The 16,656-nt window shown below is 53.0% G+C and carries 13 protein-coding genes, 1 tRNA gene and 1 CRISPR repeat array; of the genes, 4 read left to right on the plus strand and 10 right to left on the minus strand.

Annotation, left to right across the window (positions count from 1 at the left end):
- Window positions 1–36: 36 nt before the first annotated feature.
- Window positions 37–126: transfer RNA gene (locus PHD44_RS10325), tRNA-Ser, on the plus strand.
- A 1,076-nt stretch (window positions 127–1,202) separates the two neighbouring features.
- A CRISPR array of direct repeats spans window positions 1,203–3,613; the repeat unit is 37 nt; unit sequence GTTTCAATCCGCGCCCGGCGGTTAGGCCGGGCGATAC.
- 175 nt (window positions 3,614–3,788) lie between these two features.
- On the opposite strand, the gene cas2 is transcribed toward PHD44_RS10325, so the two are convergent.
- On the minus strand, window positions 3,789–4,079 hold the full coding sequence (cas2, locus tag PHD44_RS10330; protein ID WP_300191267.1) for a CRISPR-associated endonuclease Cas2: 291 nt from the start codon (window positions 4,077–4,079) through the stop codon (window positions 3,789–3,791).
- An 8-nt stretch (window positions 4,080–4,087) separates the two neighbouring features.
- Window positions 4,088–5,122, minus strand: coding sequence for a type I-C CRISPR-associated endonuclease Cas1c (cas1c, locus tag PHD44_RS10335; RefSeq protein ID WP_300191270.1), 1,035 nt, complete (start codon window positions 5,120–5,122; stop codon window positions 4,088–4,090).
- Window positions 5,123–5,169: 47 nt separating this feature from the next.
- On the opposite strand from cas1c, the gene PHD44_RS10340 reads away from it, so the two are divergent.
- A complete protein-coding gene (locus PHD44_RS10340; RefSeq protein WP_300191273.1) occupies window positions 5,170–5,475 on the plus strand; it encodes a ribbon-helix-helix protein, CopG family in 306 nt (101 codons plus the stop codon).
- A complete protein-coding gene (locus PHD44_RS10345) occupies window positions 5,475–5,828 on the plus strand; it encodes a type II toxin-antitoxin system PemK/MazF family toxin (RefSeq protein WP_300191276.1) in 354 nt (117 codons plus the stop codon). The genes PHD44_RS10340 and PHD44_RS10345 overlap by 1 nt, the downstream gene beginning before the upstream one ends.
- On the opposite strand, the gene cas4 is transcribed toward PHD44_RS10345, so the two are convergent.
- The 7 genes from cas4 to PHD44_RS10380 all read right to left on the minus strand — a co-directional run bounded on the left by cas4 (window position 5,812) and on the right by PHD44_RS10380 (window position 12,918).
- Window positions 5,812–6,432 carry a CRISPR-associated protein Cas4 gene (cas4, locus tag PHD44_RS10350; protein WP_300191279.1) on the minus strand — a complete coding sequence of 207 codons (621 nt, stop codon included), beginning with the start codon at window positions 6,430–6,432 and terminating at the stop codon, window positions 5,812–5,814. The two genes, PHD44_RS10345 and cas4, sit on opposite strands and share 17 nt — an antisense overlap.
- A gap of 28 nt (window positions 6,433–6,460) precedes the next feature.
- A complete protein-coding gene (gene cas7c, locus PHD44_RS10355; protein ID WP_300191282.1) occupies window positions 6,461–7,342 on the minus strand; it encodes a type I-C CRISPR-associated protein Cas7/Csd2 in 882 nt (293 codons plus the stop codon).
- Window positions 7,339–9,114 carry a type I-C CRISPR-associated protein Cas8c/Csd1 gene (cas8c, locus tag PHD44_RS10360; RefSeq protein ID WP_300191284.1) on the minus strand — a complete coding sequence of 592 codons (1,776 nt, stop codon included), beginning with the start codon at window positions 9,112–9,114 and terminating at the stop codon, window positions 7,339–7,341. The genes cas7c and cas8c overlap by 4 nt, the downstream gene beginning before the upstream one ends.
- A complete protein-coding gene (gene cas5c / locus PHD44_RS10365) occupies window positions 9,111–9,776 on the minus strand; it encodes a type I-C CRISPR-associated protein Cas5c (RefSeq protein WP_300191287.1) in 666 nt (221 codons plus the stop codon). Before cas5c ends, cas8c begins: the two co-directional genes overlap by 4 nt.
- 8 nt (window positions 9,777–9,784) lie before the next feature.
- The gene (cas3, locus tag PHD44_RS10370) at window positions 9,785–12,046 is read right to left on the minus strand and encodes a CRISPR-associated helicase Cas3' (RefSeq protein ID WP_300191290.1); all 2,262 of its coding nucleotides are present in this window, start codon (window positions 12,044–12,046) and stop codon (window positions 9,785–9,787) included.
- A 330-nt stretch (window positions 12,047–12,376) separates the two neighbouring features.
- Window positions 12,377–12,667: a HigA family addiction module antitoxin gene (locus tag PHD44_RS10375; protein WP_300191292.1), complete on the minus strand. Its 291-nt coding sequence runs from the start codon at window positions 12,665–12,667 to the stop codon at window positions 12,377–12,379.
- Window positions 12,667–12,918, minus strand: a complete 252-nt coding sequence (locus PHD44_RS10380) for a type II toxin-antitoxin system RelE/ParE family toxin (protein WP_300191298.1) — start codon at window positions 12,916–12,918, stop codon at window positions 12,667–12,669. Before PHD44_RS10380 ends, PHD44_RS10375 begins: the two co-directional genes overlap by 1 nt.
- Before the next feature lie 372 nt (window positions 12,919–13,290).
- On the opposite strand from PHD44_RS10380, the gene PHD44_RS10385 reads away from it, so the two are divergent.
- Window positions 13,291–13,860: an ankyrin repeat domain-containing protein gene (locus PHD44_RS10385; protein WP_300191293.1), complete on the plus strand. Its 570-nt coding sequence runs from the start codon at window positions 13,291–13,293 to the stop codon at window positions 13,858–13,860.
- Window positions 13,861–14,166: 306 nt separating this feature from the next.
- On the opposite strand, the gene PHD44_RS10390 is transcribed toward PHD44_RS10385, so the two are convergent.
- Complete coding sequence (locus tag PHD44_RS10390) at window positions 14,167–15,441, minus strand: site-specific integrase (protein ID WP_300191296.1); 1,275 nt, start codon at window positions 15,439–15,441, stop codon at window positions 14,167–14,169.
- Window positions 15,442–16,656: the final 1,215 nt, after the last annotated feature.

Here is a 16,656-nt window from a genome sequence, read left to right on the forward strand (position 1 = left end):
TCCAGTCGACATTTATACAAAATTCGCACCCTTCGCGGAGGGTTGGCAGAGCGGTTGAATGCACCGGTCTTGAAAACCGGCAAGGGTTTATCCCCTTCCAGGGTTCGAATCCCTGATCCTCCGCCACCAATACTAATTAAGCCCATGATTTCATGGGCTTTTTTGTTTTGAGCGCCTTAGCCGTCCCCATTTTAGCCCCCTTTTTGTACATGTGCGCAGAAAGGGCGATGCACACTGAACTTCCAATCTGATGTCCGGCTTCCCAATTGATGGATTGAGCGTATTTGGCGTACTGGGATTCCTCCATCTCGGAAACTCTGTGCCAATCATTTTGATCTGTGTCGAGGTTACTCGGCGCGGGTTCCTCTGTCTTTGCGGTCTGTGCGTATTACTGTTTGACAGTGCTGACTCTGAAAACTTTACCGCTTTATCTGTCTTAGCTCCGGAACTGGATGATCGCTCGGTGGCATAGCTTGCGCGCCGCAGGCGATTTTCGTTCTACAAAACAACAAGAGACATGCGGTTTTTTAACCATTTTGGTGATTTGAGTGCGCTTCTCTGTGATCGAAAAACCACCTGCAAAAGGAGGTAAATCGCACATGATGCTCAGTTTATTTGCGGTTCAAATGTAAACGAATAAACACCTTCCACTCAACTTTGGGCTATTTTGAACTTCAGTGCTAACGCACGAGTTTGACCGGACACGAGGCGCCCCAATGAAATCATACAAATCCACGGACAAAACCCTACAAAGCCAAATTGCGTTTTTACTGATGCTGCCCTTGCTCTTGTTTTTGCTCGCCGACCCAAAACGGCTCATGCTGATTTTTTTAATTGGGTTGCCGGTTGGGGTTCTCGTTTTGAGCGTGGGCTATTTGGTTTGGTATTTTTGGCGCGGCATTGTTCGCTAACCCTCAATCAAGCCCGCTTGATTCCCACCTCGCCCTATCCCTTTGATGCACAGACTACCGTGCAGGGCATCGAGCACCATGCGGTCGGTGGCATCAATGGTCAGCATTTTTTACTTCTTAATCGTCGTTATTATTGAGTGGCGGCTCACCCTTAAGATTTTGATCAAAATAGGCTTGCGCTTCAGGTGAAGCGCAAAAACCATCGGTGATAACGCCTTCGTCTGGTTTGTAGTCAATTATAAATCTAGATCGATATCGGCCAGGGATGATCCCCTCAATTTTTAGTGCATAGTTCCAATCCGCGCCCGGCGGTTAGGCCGGGCGATACCTGGCTTGCCGTCTACCATCATGCCTTGGCGCATGTTTCAATCCGCGCCCGGCGGTTAGGCCGGGCGATACGCTAAACGATTGCCGCATCCGCATCGGTGCTTCCATGTTTCAATCCGCGCCCGGCGGTTAGGCCGGGCGATACAGGCAGAAGCAGTAAGGATTAAGGAGGCAAGAATGTTTCAATCCGCGCCCGGCGGTTAGGCCGGGCGATACGATGGAATGACGACGCGCGCGCGCTTGGTTGGCGGGTTGTTTCAATCCGCGCCCGGCGGTTAGGCCGGGCGATACGCATTGATCCCGAAGCACTTCGTCAAGATTTCTTTGTTTCAATCCGCGCCCGGCGGTTAGGCCGGGCGATACAGCCTGGCCCCGGATACGTCCACTTTCGCCGGGATGTTTCAATCCGCGCCCGGCGGTTAGGCCGGGCGATACCAAGAGAAAGCCCAATCACAAAATCAGATGCTGGATGTTTCAATCCGCGCCCGGCGGTTAGGTCGGGCGATACGCAGATTCAGCCCGTGTAAGCAATGCGCTTGCCGGTTTCAATCCGCGCCCGGCGGTTAGGCCGGGCGATACATGCGCTACACCAATTCAGCAGCAAAATCATCAAAGAGTTTCAATCCGCGCCCGGCGGTTAGGCCGGGCGATACTGAGCTTTTCCATTCTTCACTCCCCTTTATTTTTTTGTTTCAATCCGCGCCCGGCGGTTAGGCCGGGCGATACGTTCTATGACTACGGGCTGTTTCTCGTTACTGAGGTTTCAATCCGCGCCCGGCGGTTAGGCCGGGCGATACCAATGACGCGCCGGTGATTAACGGCACGCCCGCAAGTTTCAATCCGCGCCCGGCGGTTAGGCCGGGCGATACCAGATAATGTGGCGGGCAATCTGTTCCCGAAAATGTTTCAATCCGCGCCCGGCGGTTAGGCCGGGCGATACGAGCACATGCGCAGAAGTGCCGAACGGATGACCTCATGTTTCAATCCGCGCCCGGCGGTTAGGCCGGGCGATACTTGCTTGGCGGCGTTTGTGCGCGGCCTTGAGCTCGTTTCAATCCGCGCCCGGCGGTTAGGCCGGGCGATACCATCGGAAGAATCACGGGAATCTAGGGATATGTATGTTTCAATCCGCGCCCGGCGGTTAGGCCGGGCGATACCGTATCATGGTCAGTACGTCTTTGCGTTAGATGGTGTTTCAATCCGCGCCCGGCGGTTAGGCCGGGCGATACTGGATGCCGGGGTGTACTGGGAACGGTTCATCGAGTTTCAATCCGCGCCCGGCGGTTAGGCCGGGCGATACCCCCGCAACGTTTGGCGATAACCTTTTGCCATAACAGTTTCAATCCGCGCCCGGCGGTTAGGCCGGGCGATACGAGCCTGATCCGGAATCACCGGAGCCTGATCCGGTTTCAATCCGCGCCCGGCGGTTAGGCCGGGCGATACCCAAGCACGCCAAGAGGCAGGCAAGGCCCGCGAGGTTTCAATCCGCGCCCGGCGGTTAGGCCGGGCGATACTTGAGGTGTCAGAGTCTATAGGGTAACACTGATAAGTTTCAATCCGCGCCCGGCGGTTAGGCCGGGCGATACCGCTTCGGCGGCCTCGATGGACGCCAGGCGGGATTGTTTCAATCCGCGCCCGGCGGTTAGGCCGGGCGATACACCTGAGTTAAGCCGCGCCGTAGGCGTCGGCTTGAATGTTTCAATCCGCGCCCGGCGGTTAGGCCGGGCGATACCACGATTACCTTTTTGCCAATCATTGAGTTCAATGTTTCAATCCGCGCCCGGCGGTTAGGCCGGGCGATACCGATTCCTTGTGCGCGATTACCGCCAGATCATTGTTTCAATCCGCGCCCGGCGGTTAGGCCGGGCGATACGCGTGACTTTGGATGCGCAATGTAACGCTCGCCCATGTTTCAATCCGCGCCCGGCGGTTAGGCCGGGCGATACATTGGCCTTTTCGCCAAAGGGTACGACACGACACGGGTTTCAATCCGCGCCCGGCGGTTAGGCCGGGCGATACGTCACGAGGCTTCATCTGAGAGCGTATTCCCTGCACGTTTCAATCCGCGCCCGGCGGTTAGGCCGGGCGATACCGTATTCACCGAATATTTTTGCGTAGGCTTCAAAGTTTCAATCCGCGCCCGGCGGTTAGGCCGGGCGATACTTGATCGGGTCGAAGTAGATGCCGCTGTGTGTGAGTTTCAATCCGCGCCCGGCGGTTAGGCCGGGCGATACCAATGCGCTTTCCTTTTGCCATTGGCATCTCATGTTTCAATCCGCGCCCGGCGGTTAGGCCGGGCGATACCAAGCTGAGCTAGTAAAGAAGATGACAAGCCTATGTTTCAATCCGCGCCCGGCGGTTAGGCCGGGCGATACTCCACTCCTATAACGAGATGTTACATAAGCGGATTTCTGGATTATCCCGCGAAAGGCTCTCGGGAAGCCAGTTATTCGGCGTTTTTGTTTTTTACTTCGAAAATTTGATATATGAATCATTATGTTGATTGTTTCGCGAAAGTGCCGGGTTTGCGTCACTGATGGAGGTTCGCGCTTAAACAATGAGCGGGCCTTCAAAATCCACTGATCGAAAGCAGCCATATTGTTTGACGCGCAGTTCTACCGGTTCGGTGATGCGATAGAAGCGTAAATTGTCTTCAGTTTCATCGATTTCACTAAGCAGGTCTCGTTCCAGTTGCTCATATTGCATTTCACTGACGGTACATTCAAACAGGGATTTTTGAACGCGTTGTCCTATGCGCTCACAAATTTTCGCAACACGACGCAATCGTTTCCGTCCGGCGGCGGTTTCGGTGGAGACATCATAGGCGACGATGATGAGCATGAGGCATCTTACTTTGACTGATAGGGCAGATAGCCATCCATTTCACCGCGGATGGTGCGAGCCAAGAACCGCGCCTGAATAAAAGGGAGCAGGCCAATGGGAATCTTTGTTTCCGTGAGCGGGTGGGTGACTATTTCTTGCTTGCGTTCTTGCCAAGCGGTGACGACAACACGACGCCCCTTGTCATTAAGCATCACGGCTCCGCCCTCTCGTTCGTCGAAATCGCTGGCATTGATCTGCCCACGGTTGATAAGCGTGAGGGCAAGACGATCTGCGGCAATAGCGCGAAATTCTTCCATCAGATCGAGTGCCAGTGCGGCACGCCCTGGACGAACAGCGTGCAGAAAACCTAACTGGGCATCGAGCCCGGTGGCTTCGATTGCGGAACGGCAATCATTCATGAGCATGGCGTAGAGAAAGGAAATCAAGGCGTTGAAACGATCCAGCGGCGGGCGGCGAGTGCGACCATTGAGCTGAAAATCGGCGCGCATGGCTGACTTGACGATGAGATTAATAGCGGAGAAGTAGCCACGAGCGGCTTCACCTTCAATGCCTCGGAGTTCGTCCAGTGTGCTGGCGGCTTTAGCTGCACGCAATGAAGCAGCAAGGTTATCGGTGCTGCGCGTGAGTTGGGCTGTTTCGCTGGTATCACTGGTTTCGCGTGCGCCACGTTGCACGACGCTGCGGCTGTTTTTGAGTTTGCCTGAAACGATGGTGCGTGCCATTTCCAAAGCAAAGGCAGTATCAGATGCTTGGCGGTGATGCGCCTGCCGCAGCAGGATATTTCCTGAAACCGGACCTTCAAGACGCGCCTTGAATCGCCCTGAGCTATCCATTAAAACCAATGATTTACCATCATCTGCCAGACGATGCATCAATGCAGGCGAGATCAGGATATTGCCGAAGCATACGATTCCATTGAGATGATGCAGTGGCACCTGAAGCTTTTTCTCGCGCTCGACGTCGATGCGCAGCGTCGCGTTTTCCAGATGCGCGTAAGCATTGGGTGTCATAATGTAGAGTGTGTTTTGGATTGTATGCATATCTGTATTACACCTTGAGTTACATTTTGCATTTCAAGGAGAATGACATGGCGACCTTAAACCTCCGCCTGCCGGACAGTCTCGATCGGCAATTAAGCGCCTTGGCCGCGCAAACCCACCAAAACCGGTCTGATTTGGCACGCGCCGCGCTGAAGCAATATCTGCGCGACCAGGAGCGCGAGCGGCTGATGGCCGAGATGGAGACAGCCTTTCGGGTTTTGGCGACAAGCCCCGAAGCCCGCGCCGAGCGCATCGCGATTGCTGAGGATTTTTTGCCGCTGGATAACGAAGCGCTCGATCTTGCCGAAGGGCATAAGCCCGGTGACGCCGAGCCAGAGCCGTGGTGGAAATAATGCGGCGCGGTGACATCTGGCTGGCGCGGTTGAACCCTTATACCGGCGCTGAAATTGGCAAAGTTCGCCCGGTGGTGATCCTGCTGGCACAGCGTTATCTGGACGCGGGCTCGCCGGTGGTTATGGTCGCGCCATTGACCACACAATTCTGGCCGGGGATGGCTGCATTGCACATTGCGGTCTCTTCGCGGGGCCGTCTGCTGAAAGACAGTTTTGTGGCGTTGGAACAAACGCGTGCAATCGACCGCAGTCGCTTCGCGGATACCCGGTTGGCCGAGTTGTCGGCAGAGGAAATGCACATCGTGGACAGACAACTGATGGCGATGTTCGGTATGGTTATTCCTCCGCATTAAAAAGCTCCTCGCGCAAACGGCGCAGCCGCGCATGCTCGGCCAGTGCCTCAGGCTGGCAAATATCTTGCAGCGAACATTCCTTGCAACGTGCATCGTTCACTGGTGGCGGCAGCTTGCCGGAGTCGAGCATGGCGCGAATATCTGCTGCCGTTTCAATGACCAGATCGCGAAGCGTTTGTGTGATTGCCACCTCCCGCCGCCGATGACTGCTGGCGTGGAAAATCGCGCCTTTGGGCACCGGGCGGCCCAGCATATCTTCCAGGCACATCGCCTGTGCGGCGAGCTGAATGTCGTCGTGCAATTTTTGCCGCTTGGCACCATGCTTGAATTCAACCGGGTAGATGTTGCCATCGGGGTGAAATTCGACCAGATCGGCTTTACCGATCAGATTGTACTGGTCGCTCCACAGCGGCAACGCGCGCTCGACACGCACACCGGATTTGATTTCATAACCCGGCGTATCGACCAAGTGATGCACCGCCTGCCCACGCGCCGTGTGGATGTTGTCCTCAAATGCTTGCTCCAGATGAATCAGCCCGCACTGGCGCGGGCAATACACCCAGTGTTGCAACGCAGATAGCGGGACAAGATACGGTTCACTCATGATCGTAAAATGACCAATCCGTATGGGTTCAGCACTTTTTGATCAAGGTTACGCTTGAGGGAAGGTCTACTTCATTCACCTGCACTTCATAGTCGGCAAAGTTACGAGGTACGCTAATGCCCGATTTCAATTTGGGCTGGATGCGCTCGAACAGGGCATGGGCATGGGCATTGCCGAGTTCTGAATCGTGCTTGAACACATATAATCCGCGCGTCGCCATTTCGCCGCGTGCAGCCGAGCGGTCGTGCTCAAACATTTGCGTCAATGCTTGCCAAAACAATTCAAGATCGTCTTCGGAAAAGCCGGTTTGCCTGGCGAGAAAGCTGGAAATAAAACCGTGCGCCATGTAAAGACCATAGGGAACGGTGTGTTTGCGACCCATCGTGCGGTTGTCGCCATCCTGTTTCTCGGCTTCTGCTTCGGTAGCAACGGCCATACGCGTAATGGAATGCTCTTGCGCGATGATGGGGTCAATGGAGCGAGCAAAGGTGAGTTGCACCGGGCCACGCACTTGACCGCAGTTGATGCCGGTTGACATCACCGCGCCGAAGGTGCGCACATCGAAAAAGTTGCGGCACATCCACTGACGGGCATCGTCCACGGCATCTCCCCCTTTGCGTTTTTTGTCATCACCAGCGAGTAGGTCTTCACGCCCAATACCGATATAAGCACGTTTGTTTTGGTTGTTCAGAATGGCCTTTTCCTTCACATAGATTTCATAGGGAGGCTGTTCGCCCTTTGCCATGCCAACAAAGTTCCGCACTTTGCGCTTCAAGGACACATCAGTCATTAGCCCATGACCGGTCTCCGCATCCATACGCGGCAGGTTACCGGCATCCGGGTCGCCATTGGGGTTGCCATCTTTCACATCGAACAGCAGCACGAAGTCATAGCGGTTGGTCAGGCTCATTTGGATTCCTCCGGGTTGTTGGTGGTTGGTGTGTCGGATTTGGTGAAGAAGGCTTGGCGTTGATGGTAGTAACCCAGGGCGAAGCGGCCTTGGTCTGGCAGGGCGAGAATGCGTGGGAAGTCATCCAGCCCGCCCATGATTTCACCGACGAGCCGCTCCATTTGTACCGCGCGACCTTTGGATAACTTACCGAGATGGTGGTTATGCAAGCGCAACAGCGTGGTGAACACTGCAACAGGTGTGCTGGACGCCGCGCCGTAGTAACGGTCTCGGACGGTGGCGTTCAGACTGGGACTGGCCTCTTCTTGGATTTTTTCTAAGGTGGCAAATAGCCGCCCCAGCAAATAAGCCGGGTGCGTGTTGGTTGGGTCGAGCATAACCATAAACTCCTTTTCGTTGTGAGTGCGTCGAATGAGACGGTTGAGCGATGCCTTAATGATGGCGGCGCGGGCATAATTAGGCTTCTGCTCGGCCCGGTTACGCTGTACGGCCAGATTAAGCAAGACAGCGGGGTAGGTTAGCCCTTCGAGAATGGCACGCATGACTTCACCGCCCAAATTGGGCGGAATGTTGTCGGCCTTGCCTTGCACCGCCAATGAGGTGAGCAATCGGAATAAGGATAAATGCTCTGGATCGTGCGGCGCGCGGGCGATTTTAATGTCGTCGAAATGGCAAGCGATACGCTTGGCTAAATCCAGCGCCGATGCCGTTTCCCAGAAGCGGATGGCAATGCGGGCAGCATTAGGTGCCAGCCCTAAAACATGGAAGCGGTCGGTGGCTGAGCCATTCGTGAATTTGCCAGATTGCACTGCTCGATACAGCACCTTCAATGCGTCCGTGCCCCGGCTGGGATCGTCTTTGGGTGGTTCACCAAACAGATCGGGAAGCGCGGTTTCAAGATCGTTGGCTTGTTCCGCCCAGAATACGGTAGAAGCGTCGCCGACTTGGATGCGCTGGCGCGAGTCCCGCGCGAGCAGGTGGTTGAGCGCGGTGGTGTAGGCGAAGGTGGCGGGTTTGCCCATGGGGGCATTCGCGCCGCGCGATTTGCCGTATGAGTTGAACGCATCCAAATTGAAAGAAACGATATTGGCGCCGGATGTTTGTGCGCCCCATACGCCTTTAATCGCGGGGTGCAACCGTTCAATAACCATTGGGTTGCCGCTGACAAGGCAAATGCCGTCAGGTATTTCTTCGGTAGTTTGAGCGGTTGCGTCAACAATGGCGGGATGTTGGCAAACCAGTTCCATATCGCCATGCAGGCGAAAGGTCATCTGTGGGTTGGTGGCCAGAATATCCGGCCAGGCGGGCAAGGTTTCGAGTTGCTTGATGTCCATGTTGTCGAGAAAAGCCAGCACCGCACGCACGCCTATGTCCTCTTGTGCCGGGGCAGGCAGATCGGCAATCCTGCCTCGGAACGCAGCACGCATCTCGCTTAGGCGCTGGTGGTAGTCGGCCTCCTTGTTCTTGCGGCGGTTTTCATCAAGCTTTTTTTCATCGGGCACACCGAGCACATATTCGGCGGTATCCCACAGCAGGTTGGCCGCCACGCCCGAGGTTTTCTTGATGCCCTGCGGAACGAGAAAGCGTTGGCCGATTTTTTTCTTGCCTTCAACCGTTCGGGTATCTGCCAGATTGACCAACCGCCCTTCCGCGTCAATCTCGATGACGAATGGAATTTCCTTTTCTTCCAGACCGAAAGCAGGCAGCCGGTCTTGTGGACTTGAAGCGCGCTGACGACGGTCGTAATAATCCTTGAGCGCTTGCAGAATCATCCCCGTATCTCCTCGCTATCCCGCGCAGGCACATTCACCACACCGTTTTCCAGTCGGGCGCGAAAGAAACGTGGCGCGGGGTCGGCGGGTTGGGTGAAATCCAGATCGTACAGCATGAAACCCAGTTCACGGGTTTCATCAATCGGGGCGGGCTCAGTGGCGGGGTCGGTCACCAGCCGGAAATGTGCAGCAAATTCACGACAGCCGAGATAGGGCTGGTTGATACATTGCCCGCGGTTAGCGCGGCGCTCGAACATTTCGTAATACTTATTTGCAAGTGCGCCAGAATCGCGCTCGGGGATAAATTCCAGATCGGCATGGACACGATACGCCACATCGCGCAGAAACAGCCCGGCGCGCTGCTGGCGGTCGTTTTCGATGTTGAGGCCGAGTGTTCCCGTGCCGTTTTTCATCGCGGTTTCCACGTTGCGGGTGGACACTACGCTGGCGACTTCGTTGCGCCGCAGGTTAATCCAGCGGATCGGCTTCAAGACTTCAATCTTGCGGATATGCCAGTGGATGGCTGGTTTCCAGAGAATGGCCTCGAAGCAGGCGCGTGCGGCGGAAGGTGTCATCACATCGTAGCTCACGCGTTCGACTTTCATCTCCGGGCGGGTGAAACAGGCGAAGTCGCCGGTGAGTTCAAGGCAATAGGTTTTCATGTTTTCCTTTATACGATGAAGTTGGTTGGCTTCGCGGGCACGCCTTCCGGGTTGAGCCCGAGGATTGGATGATAGAGCCAATCACTGATCTGAATGTACAGACCGGGTAGAATTTCCTCAACATCGCCTTGTGACAACAGTTTAATGATTTCACGGCGATGGATCGTCACCGTGTAACGTTGGAATTTGCGCATGAGCCAGCGTTCGGGGCCATGCTTTCTCAAGGTATTCAGCAGTTCGTCCACCTTGTCATCGTTGCCATCCATGCCACGATAACGAACGATGACAGGTGCGCTGTCTTCATCCTGGATGAGTTTGAACTTGTCGGCGGCACTGCGGAAATTGACGGCCAGCGTTTGTCCATCGACCTTGAGCAATTTCGTGATGTTTTGCGCATCCAGATCGCAGGCGTGATACAACTTCTCAAAATATCTGGCAAACAAACCGCGTTCGAGCGGCTCGCCGATGTGGTCATAAAGCACGCTACGACAAGCATCCTCACCTTTGCGTAACAGACCGGGTGGCGCGGGTTTGGGTGGCACGAATACGATAACTTCGCCCTTTCCCAGCTTACCTTCCCGGTTGCAACGCCCGGCTGCCTGGGCTATGGAGTCCAACCCGGCCAATGCGCGATAAACCACCGGAAAATCCACATCGACACCGGCTTCGACCAGTTGCGTGCTGATAACGCGCGTGGGAACACGCTCTTTAAGCCGCGCCCTGATTTGCTTGATAATCTGTGAGCGGTGTTCGCCGCACATCAGCGCGGAAAGATGCAGCGTGCCTTCAGGCATTAAACCCCACAGTTCACGCGCATCGTTGCGGCGGTTGACGATGGTGAGTATTGAGTCGTGCTGTTTGATCTCGTTGGCCAGCGTGTCCCAGCTTGTCGGCGTGTTCCAGTCGGCGGGTAAGCGCACTTTGACCCGTTCCAGTTGGGCGTACAGCGCATCCGGGTCGTCCATGATTTCACGAACATTCTCCAGGCCGCGCATGTTGTTTTTGGCATCGAAATATTCACGCGTAGCCAAAGCTGGTTGGGTACCGGTGGAGAGCACGACGGTGACACCGTAGTGCCGCGTCAACAGGTTCAGCATGTCGAGGATAGGTTGCAAAAACTCCGGCGGCAGGAGTTGTGCTTCGTCCAGCACCACGACGCTATCGACGATGTTGTGCAGCTTGCGGCAACGCGATGTCTTTGCAGCAAACAACGACTCGAAAAATTGTACGTTGGTGGTGACGACTATCGGCGCGTCCCAGTTTTCGCAAGCGAGACGACTCTTGCTATTTTCTTTATTGGCATCGACTTCAGCATTGCTGTGATGTTCAATCACAGCCTCGCCAAATATGTCCCGAAAAATGTCGGCAGTTTGCTCGATGATACTGGTGTACGGGATGACGTAAATGATGCGGCGCTTGTTGTGCCGCTTTGCATGTTCCAGTGCAAAAGCCATGCTGGAAAGCGTTTTGCCGCCGCCGGTCGGCACAGTAAGTGAGAACAGGCCAGGGGGTTCGTGTGACTTCTCACGACACTGCCGCAAGATGTCGGTGCGTAGCTGGTTGACTGGCGTTGGCTCCGCCGCGAATGTTTTGCGAGCCATGAACTTATCGAACTGTTCGAGCAGTTTTTGCATGCCCTGCCAATCACCCCGCTGTGCGGATTTGTCCATGTCCATGTAAGACTCGGTGTCGAGAAAGTCAGCATCCACCAGACATGAGAATAACATTCTCACCCATAAGGCAAAGCCGTCCTTGCCGCCGGGAATGGTGCGCATATCGGGGGTGAACGATCCATGTTTGATAATCTCGGCGGGTGGGTTCTCAGCTAAAGCCTGATCAAGCTCTTCGCGGGAGTCCACTTGCTGTAAGCGGTATTCGAGGCTGGAAGACTCAGAATGCCAGTCGTAAAGACCGGCGTGATGTCCCGCGATGAGGTAGGCCAGCACTCGTCCCGATTCCTTGAAACGATCACAGGCCAGCAGTGCGCCCGCAGTTGAGTGAGGGGCTTTACCAGCCTCGCCCTTGATAGAGGCATCGGCATTGAAATCAAAGCCGCTTGCTTTGCGGATGTACTGTTGGAACCTTGGTCGAAACTTGCCCAGATCGTGCCATAAACCCGCCAGATGAGCCCATTCCTGCCCGCCGAAAGGCCGCGCATGGTCAGCCGCTCGTATAGCCACACAATTTAGGTGATCGACAAGATCATGTGGAGTGAGCCAGCCCCCATTAGAGCTTTGCTTGACATGTGCAATATACTGAATTTTAACCATTTATGACCGAATTCACTCAGTTTGCAGTGTAGGGCACCTCGAAAAACCTTTCGAGGTGCCCATGCACCACATGGACGTGGTGCCGCGCAATCGCATAAGCGATTGAAATAGCGTGAGTTTGTCGCGGGTTTCCCGCGACGAACGTCCTCGAAAAATCCCAAGGATGGGGTTTTTCGAGGTACCCTGTAGTTTGTTGCACGATTAAGAATCGAAGAAATTTTCTTGAAAACTCAATTAGGGTATTAACGATTTTGGTGGTCTCGCCAAGTCTGTGATGGTCTTGTGCGCTTTTCACTGTTTTGGTGGGACGATCAAGTTTTGACCCCCATTTCACGCCGCAAACTCAATAGCTTTAACCCGTGTCAAATCTGTGGTTTGCTTGGCCTGCCACAAATCATAGTTATGCTGCATGGCCAACCAGCTTTCGGCGGATCGCCCCAATGCTTTGGCAAGGCGAAGTGCCATTTCCGGGCTGATGGCGCTGTGACCGTTGATGATCCGGGTGACGGTTGAGGGTGCAACGCCCAAGCTGTCTGCCAGCGCGCGAACGCTCAGCTGGTGGGGTTCAAGATAAATCTGCCGGATAAACGCTCCGGGATGCGGCGGGTTGTGCATGGTCATCAGTGATAATCCTCGTAATCAAGTAAGTAAACATCGCCCGCTTTGAATTCGAAGGTTAATCGCCAGTTGCCATTAACCGCGATTGCCCAGCGCCCCTTTAATGTTCCCTTGAGCGGGTGGAGTTGGAAGCCCGGGATGTCCATATCCTCAATGGTGTAGGCGGTATCCAAAGCGGCCAGTTGCAACCGTAATCGTTCGCTGTGACTGGCTTGAATGCCGGCCGTTGTGCCGTTGTCGTAGAACTTTTTCAGCCCTTTGTGTCAGATGGAGCGAATCATGAGGCGAGTATGTCACTGCGTTGCGCAACGCGCAACATGGATGCTCATTCTCGAGCTCGTGTCATCAAGAGCTCTTTGCCGTTTGATGTCTCGTGCAGAATTTCACAATAAAGCATCGGCTCAGCGGCCCTATGTTCACGGTTACGCTTCTGTATGGTGCGCCAGTATTTATTAGCTACCCGAAACTCCCAGTGCTTTCGGGTAGAAGCTCCCCAGTGCGTACCAAGAACTGTATACTTCTAAGCGCCAACACGCTTAGCATAACTATGTCATAAAAAGCCAGACAAAATGTGGCAACAAGACATACTATTTAATCGGAATTGTTTTTACACGGAATATAAAACTATGTTCAACAAATTTAAGAAAATGAATATTGCTCAGCGCAAAAATGATGAGGCTTTGTATTCTATAGTCGCTCAAGAGATGGAAAGTGGGGTAAAAAACAATGGGCTATGGCTAAAAGCTCTAGAGAAGGCCGGTGGAGTAAAAGAAAAGCAAGTTGCCGAGTACATAAAACTTAGAGTACAGTCATTAAAAGATGATTTAGATCTATATTCAGAGTTATCTGGATCAGCAAATCAAATTTCGCGTAAAGTTGATCTTGATGAATTCATTTCGTTTTTTGGAAAAGACGGATATCAAATTGAAAAAATTAAAGAATATTTATCTGGATTGAGTGCTCGAGAAAAAATGGATTTCATTAATCAACCTGACTCTTCTGGTAATTATCCTGTTCATATAGCTGCAAGGACAAGTCGGCCAGAAATATTAAGATGGTTATTGGATATCGGTGCGAACCCGAACCCAAAGAATTACTGGGGTAACACGGCACTGGACATCGCAGAGAAGAGAGAAGACCAAGAAGTTATCGCCATACTGAGTAAGGCTCTACATAAACCGCCACAGCTTGGTTGATATTTTATTCTTAGTATTCATGCGCTTAAACTATTGATTTCCATGTGGCGCAATTATTTTGAAGTAATAGGGTTGCACCGAAAAAATCAAAGAGTGAAATAGGTAAGGAAATACATCCTAATCTATACATGTTTCAATCAGCATGTACAAAAAAATATATTTTCTATACAAATTTGATGCTGGTGAGGAGGTGATTTAGCCGGACAATTCCTCTTCCGTCCTGTTTTTGAAATCGCGGAATAATTGCCAGCACTGTGATAGATAAACAAGCTATCGACACGCCGAGATTTTTCCCGGCACTCGACATCAAGCACGCTTTGCCGTTTGATGAAAGGGAATGACCTTCTGTGTTTTGCTCATCACAAATTCACCCCAATCAGCCATCAGGGCTTGCCGTTTGGCCAGCAAATCTCCGCGTCGGTAAGCCGCTTCGGCTTTGTCCTTGAGTTGATGCGCCAAGGCTTGCTCGATCACTTCGCGGCTGTGCTGGGTAGTTTCCCCCGCCCAATCACGGAATGCAGAACGAAAGCCATGTACGGTGGCATCGGGATAACCCAGGCCACCGGATGCTTTTTCGCCTTTGAGCAGCATGAGCATGGCCATGTTGGATAACCCATTTCGCTGTTTGCTTTGGCCAAAGAACAAATGATCGTTACCAACAATACGGGGTTGGGCTTTGAGGATGTCGATGGCAGCATCAATCAAGGGAATGCGGTGTTCCTTTTTGGCTTTCATCCGCTGCGCCGGAATAATCCACAGTCGCCGTTCCCAATCGATTTCATCCCAAGTGGCTCCAATCACTTCACCCGTGCGGGCGGCGGTGAGGATAAGAAACTCCAACGCGCGGGCGGCTTGACCGTGATGGGTTTGCAGGGCTTCGATGACACTGGGCACCAGCGTATACGACAGCGCGGCATGATGACTATCGACCGGTTGCACATCAGAGGGTTTGGCCAAGAGCGCATCCAGATGCCCGCGCCATTGCGCGGGGTTGATTTCATTGGGATTACGCAGACGCATGGCACTGGCCCAAGCCAGTACGGTTTCAATGCGTTGCCGTACCCGACTGGCGGTTTCGTTCTTGGTTTGCCAGATGGGTATTAGGGCAGCCAAGACTAAATCGGTCGTGATTTCTGCTACCGGCACAGCACCAAATACGGGGTACACATAGGTCTTTAAGGTGCTGGCCCATTGCGCCGCATGTTTGGGGTTTTTCCAGCCAGCGCGTTTGGCTTCCATGCAGCGCTCAGCGCATTCAGCAAAGCTCGTTAAGCTGACCTGTTGCCGGGCTTGATCGGCGAGTTGCTGTTTTTCTCTCAGTTCCCGCTCGATCAATGGGTCTTTTTTCTGTTTAACCAGTGCACGCTGTTCAGTCGCCAGGGTGCGGGCTTCCTCCAATGACACTGAGGGATAACTCCCTAAACCCATTTCGCGGGTTTTACCGGCAATGGTGTAACGAAACACCCACGCCTTGCTGCCGGTATCACGCACCACCAACCGCAGACCACCGCCATCAATCAGCGTACTCGCCGACTTCTCTCGCTGTACACGTAACGCCGTTAGCTTATTAATCGCCGCCATAGATCACCTCGCATCGTTCCCCAAACCCGTCCCCTTTTCAGCCCCCTTTTTTGTACCGGATTTAGTGGAATAGTGCAAGACACTATTAAACAAGCGATTTAACAATGTGCTGATATTTAACGAATTATGTGGATATTTTAGGCCAATGCTGGATATGTATTAGAAAGACTGATCCTCCGCCACTATTCAGTGACATGCGCTTGATTCTAAAGCGAATTGCAAACAAACCAGATGATTGCGACCACACATATGCCCACACTTTGATGTTTGGTAGGAAAGTGCGGTGACATGACCGCCTGCATTCTTCTGATTTTCTTAGACGACAAAACATCCCAGATCAAAATCATCCCTCTGGTGGGCTGACATGTATTTCGTCGGAAAAAAATTCTGAATATCCAGACCGATGCTCGATCTTTCGGATGATTGTCATGAACGCAGTCCCTACATAGTGAACAGGGAATCCACCTCGGGGAATCCGGGAGTGTAGCCAGAACCAAGACTTAGCTGCATGACATCAGCGGTCATCTTTGTCGACAAACACCGTAAGACGGAAAACTTAATAAGACATTGATAATAAACAAATAAAAATCAGCACGTACGGTGTAAAACCATGGTTAGGCGAACTTATCTTCCGCCATCAACATTAATTAAGACATTGATTTAATTTGGTTTTTAAGCACCTTGGCCGCCCACTTTAGTCCAACATATTCATGGATGAACACCCCGGAAATAAAACAGTTCCGATTTAAGCCACTGAGCCAAAGGCGGATAGTTTCCGGCCGCCACCGTCAACACCATGAGAATCAGTAACCATACAATGCTGATGTAAAGCCATTTCATCGAGTCCATCCTCCTAAAATTGTACGGGAGGATCAGACTAACGCCGGGCGTGCAAACAATACAGATACAGAAAAAATCAGTTGAACCGGTACAATAAGGGATCAAACAAACTGTACCGGTAGACAGGCCATCACAGGATACCAACAGATCGCCAGCAAGCAGCGCGCTCAAATAACCCCTGTCATAACCATACCGGGTCACATGACCTGCGGGATCTGACGGTCTGCATTAGTGCAGAGGCTCCCTAAGGAACCTCTGATTGAATCCCCCAAATCAGATAAACTAGCGTGAAACCATCGTGTTAGGTGCCGGATCGATGAAACAGACAAGTTTTGCCTCGCTGAGCTTTGCGTCGAAGAAGAAAAAGACGCGCAA

Origin of the sequence: Halothiobacillus sp., assembly GCF_028710545.1 — a bacterium.
In the GTDB taxonomy this organism is placed as follows: domain Bacteria; phylum Pseudomonadota; class Gammaproteobacteria; order Halothiobacillales; family Halothiobacillaceae; genus Halothiobacillus.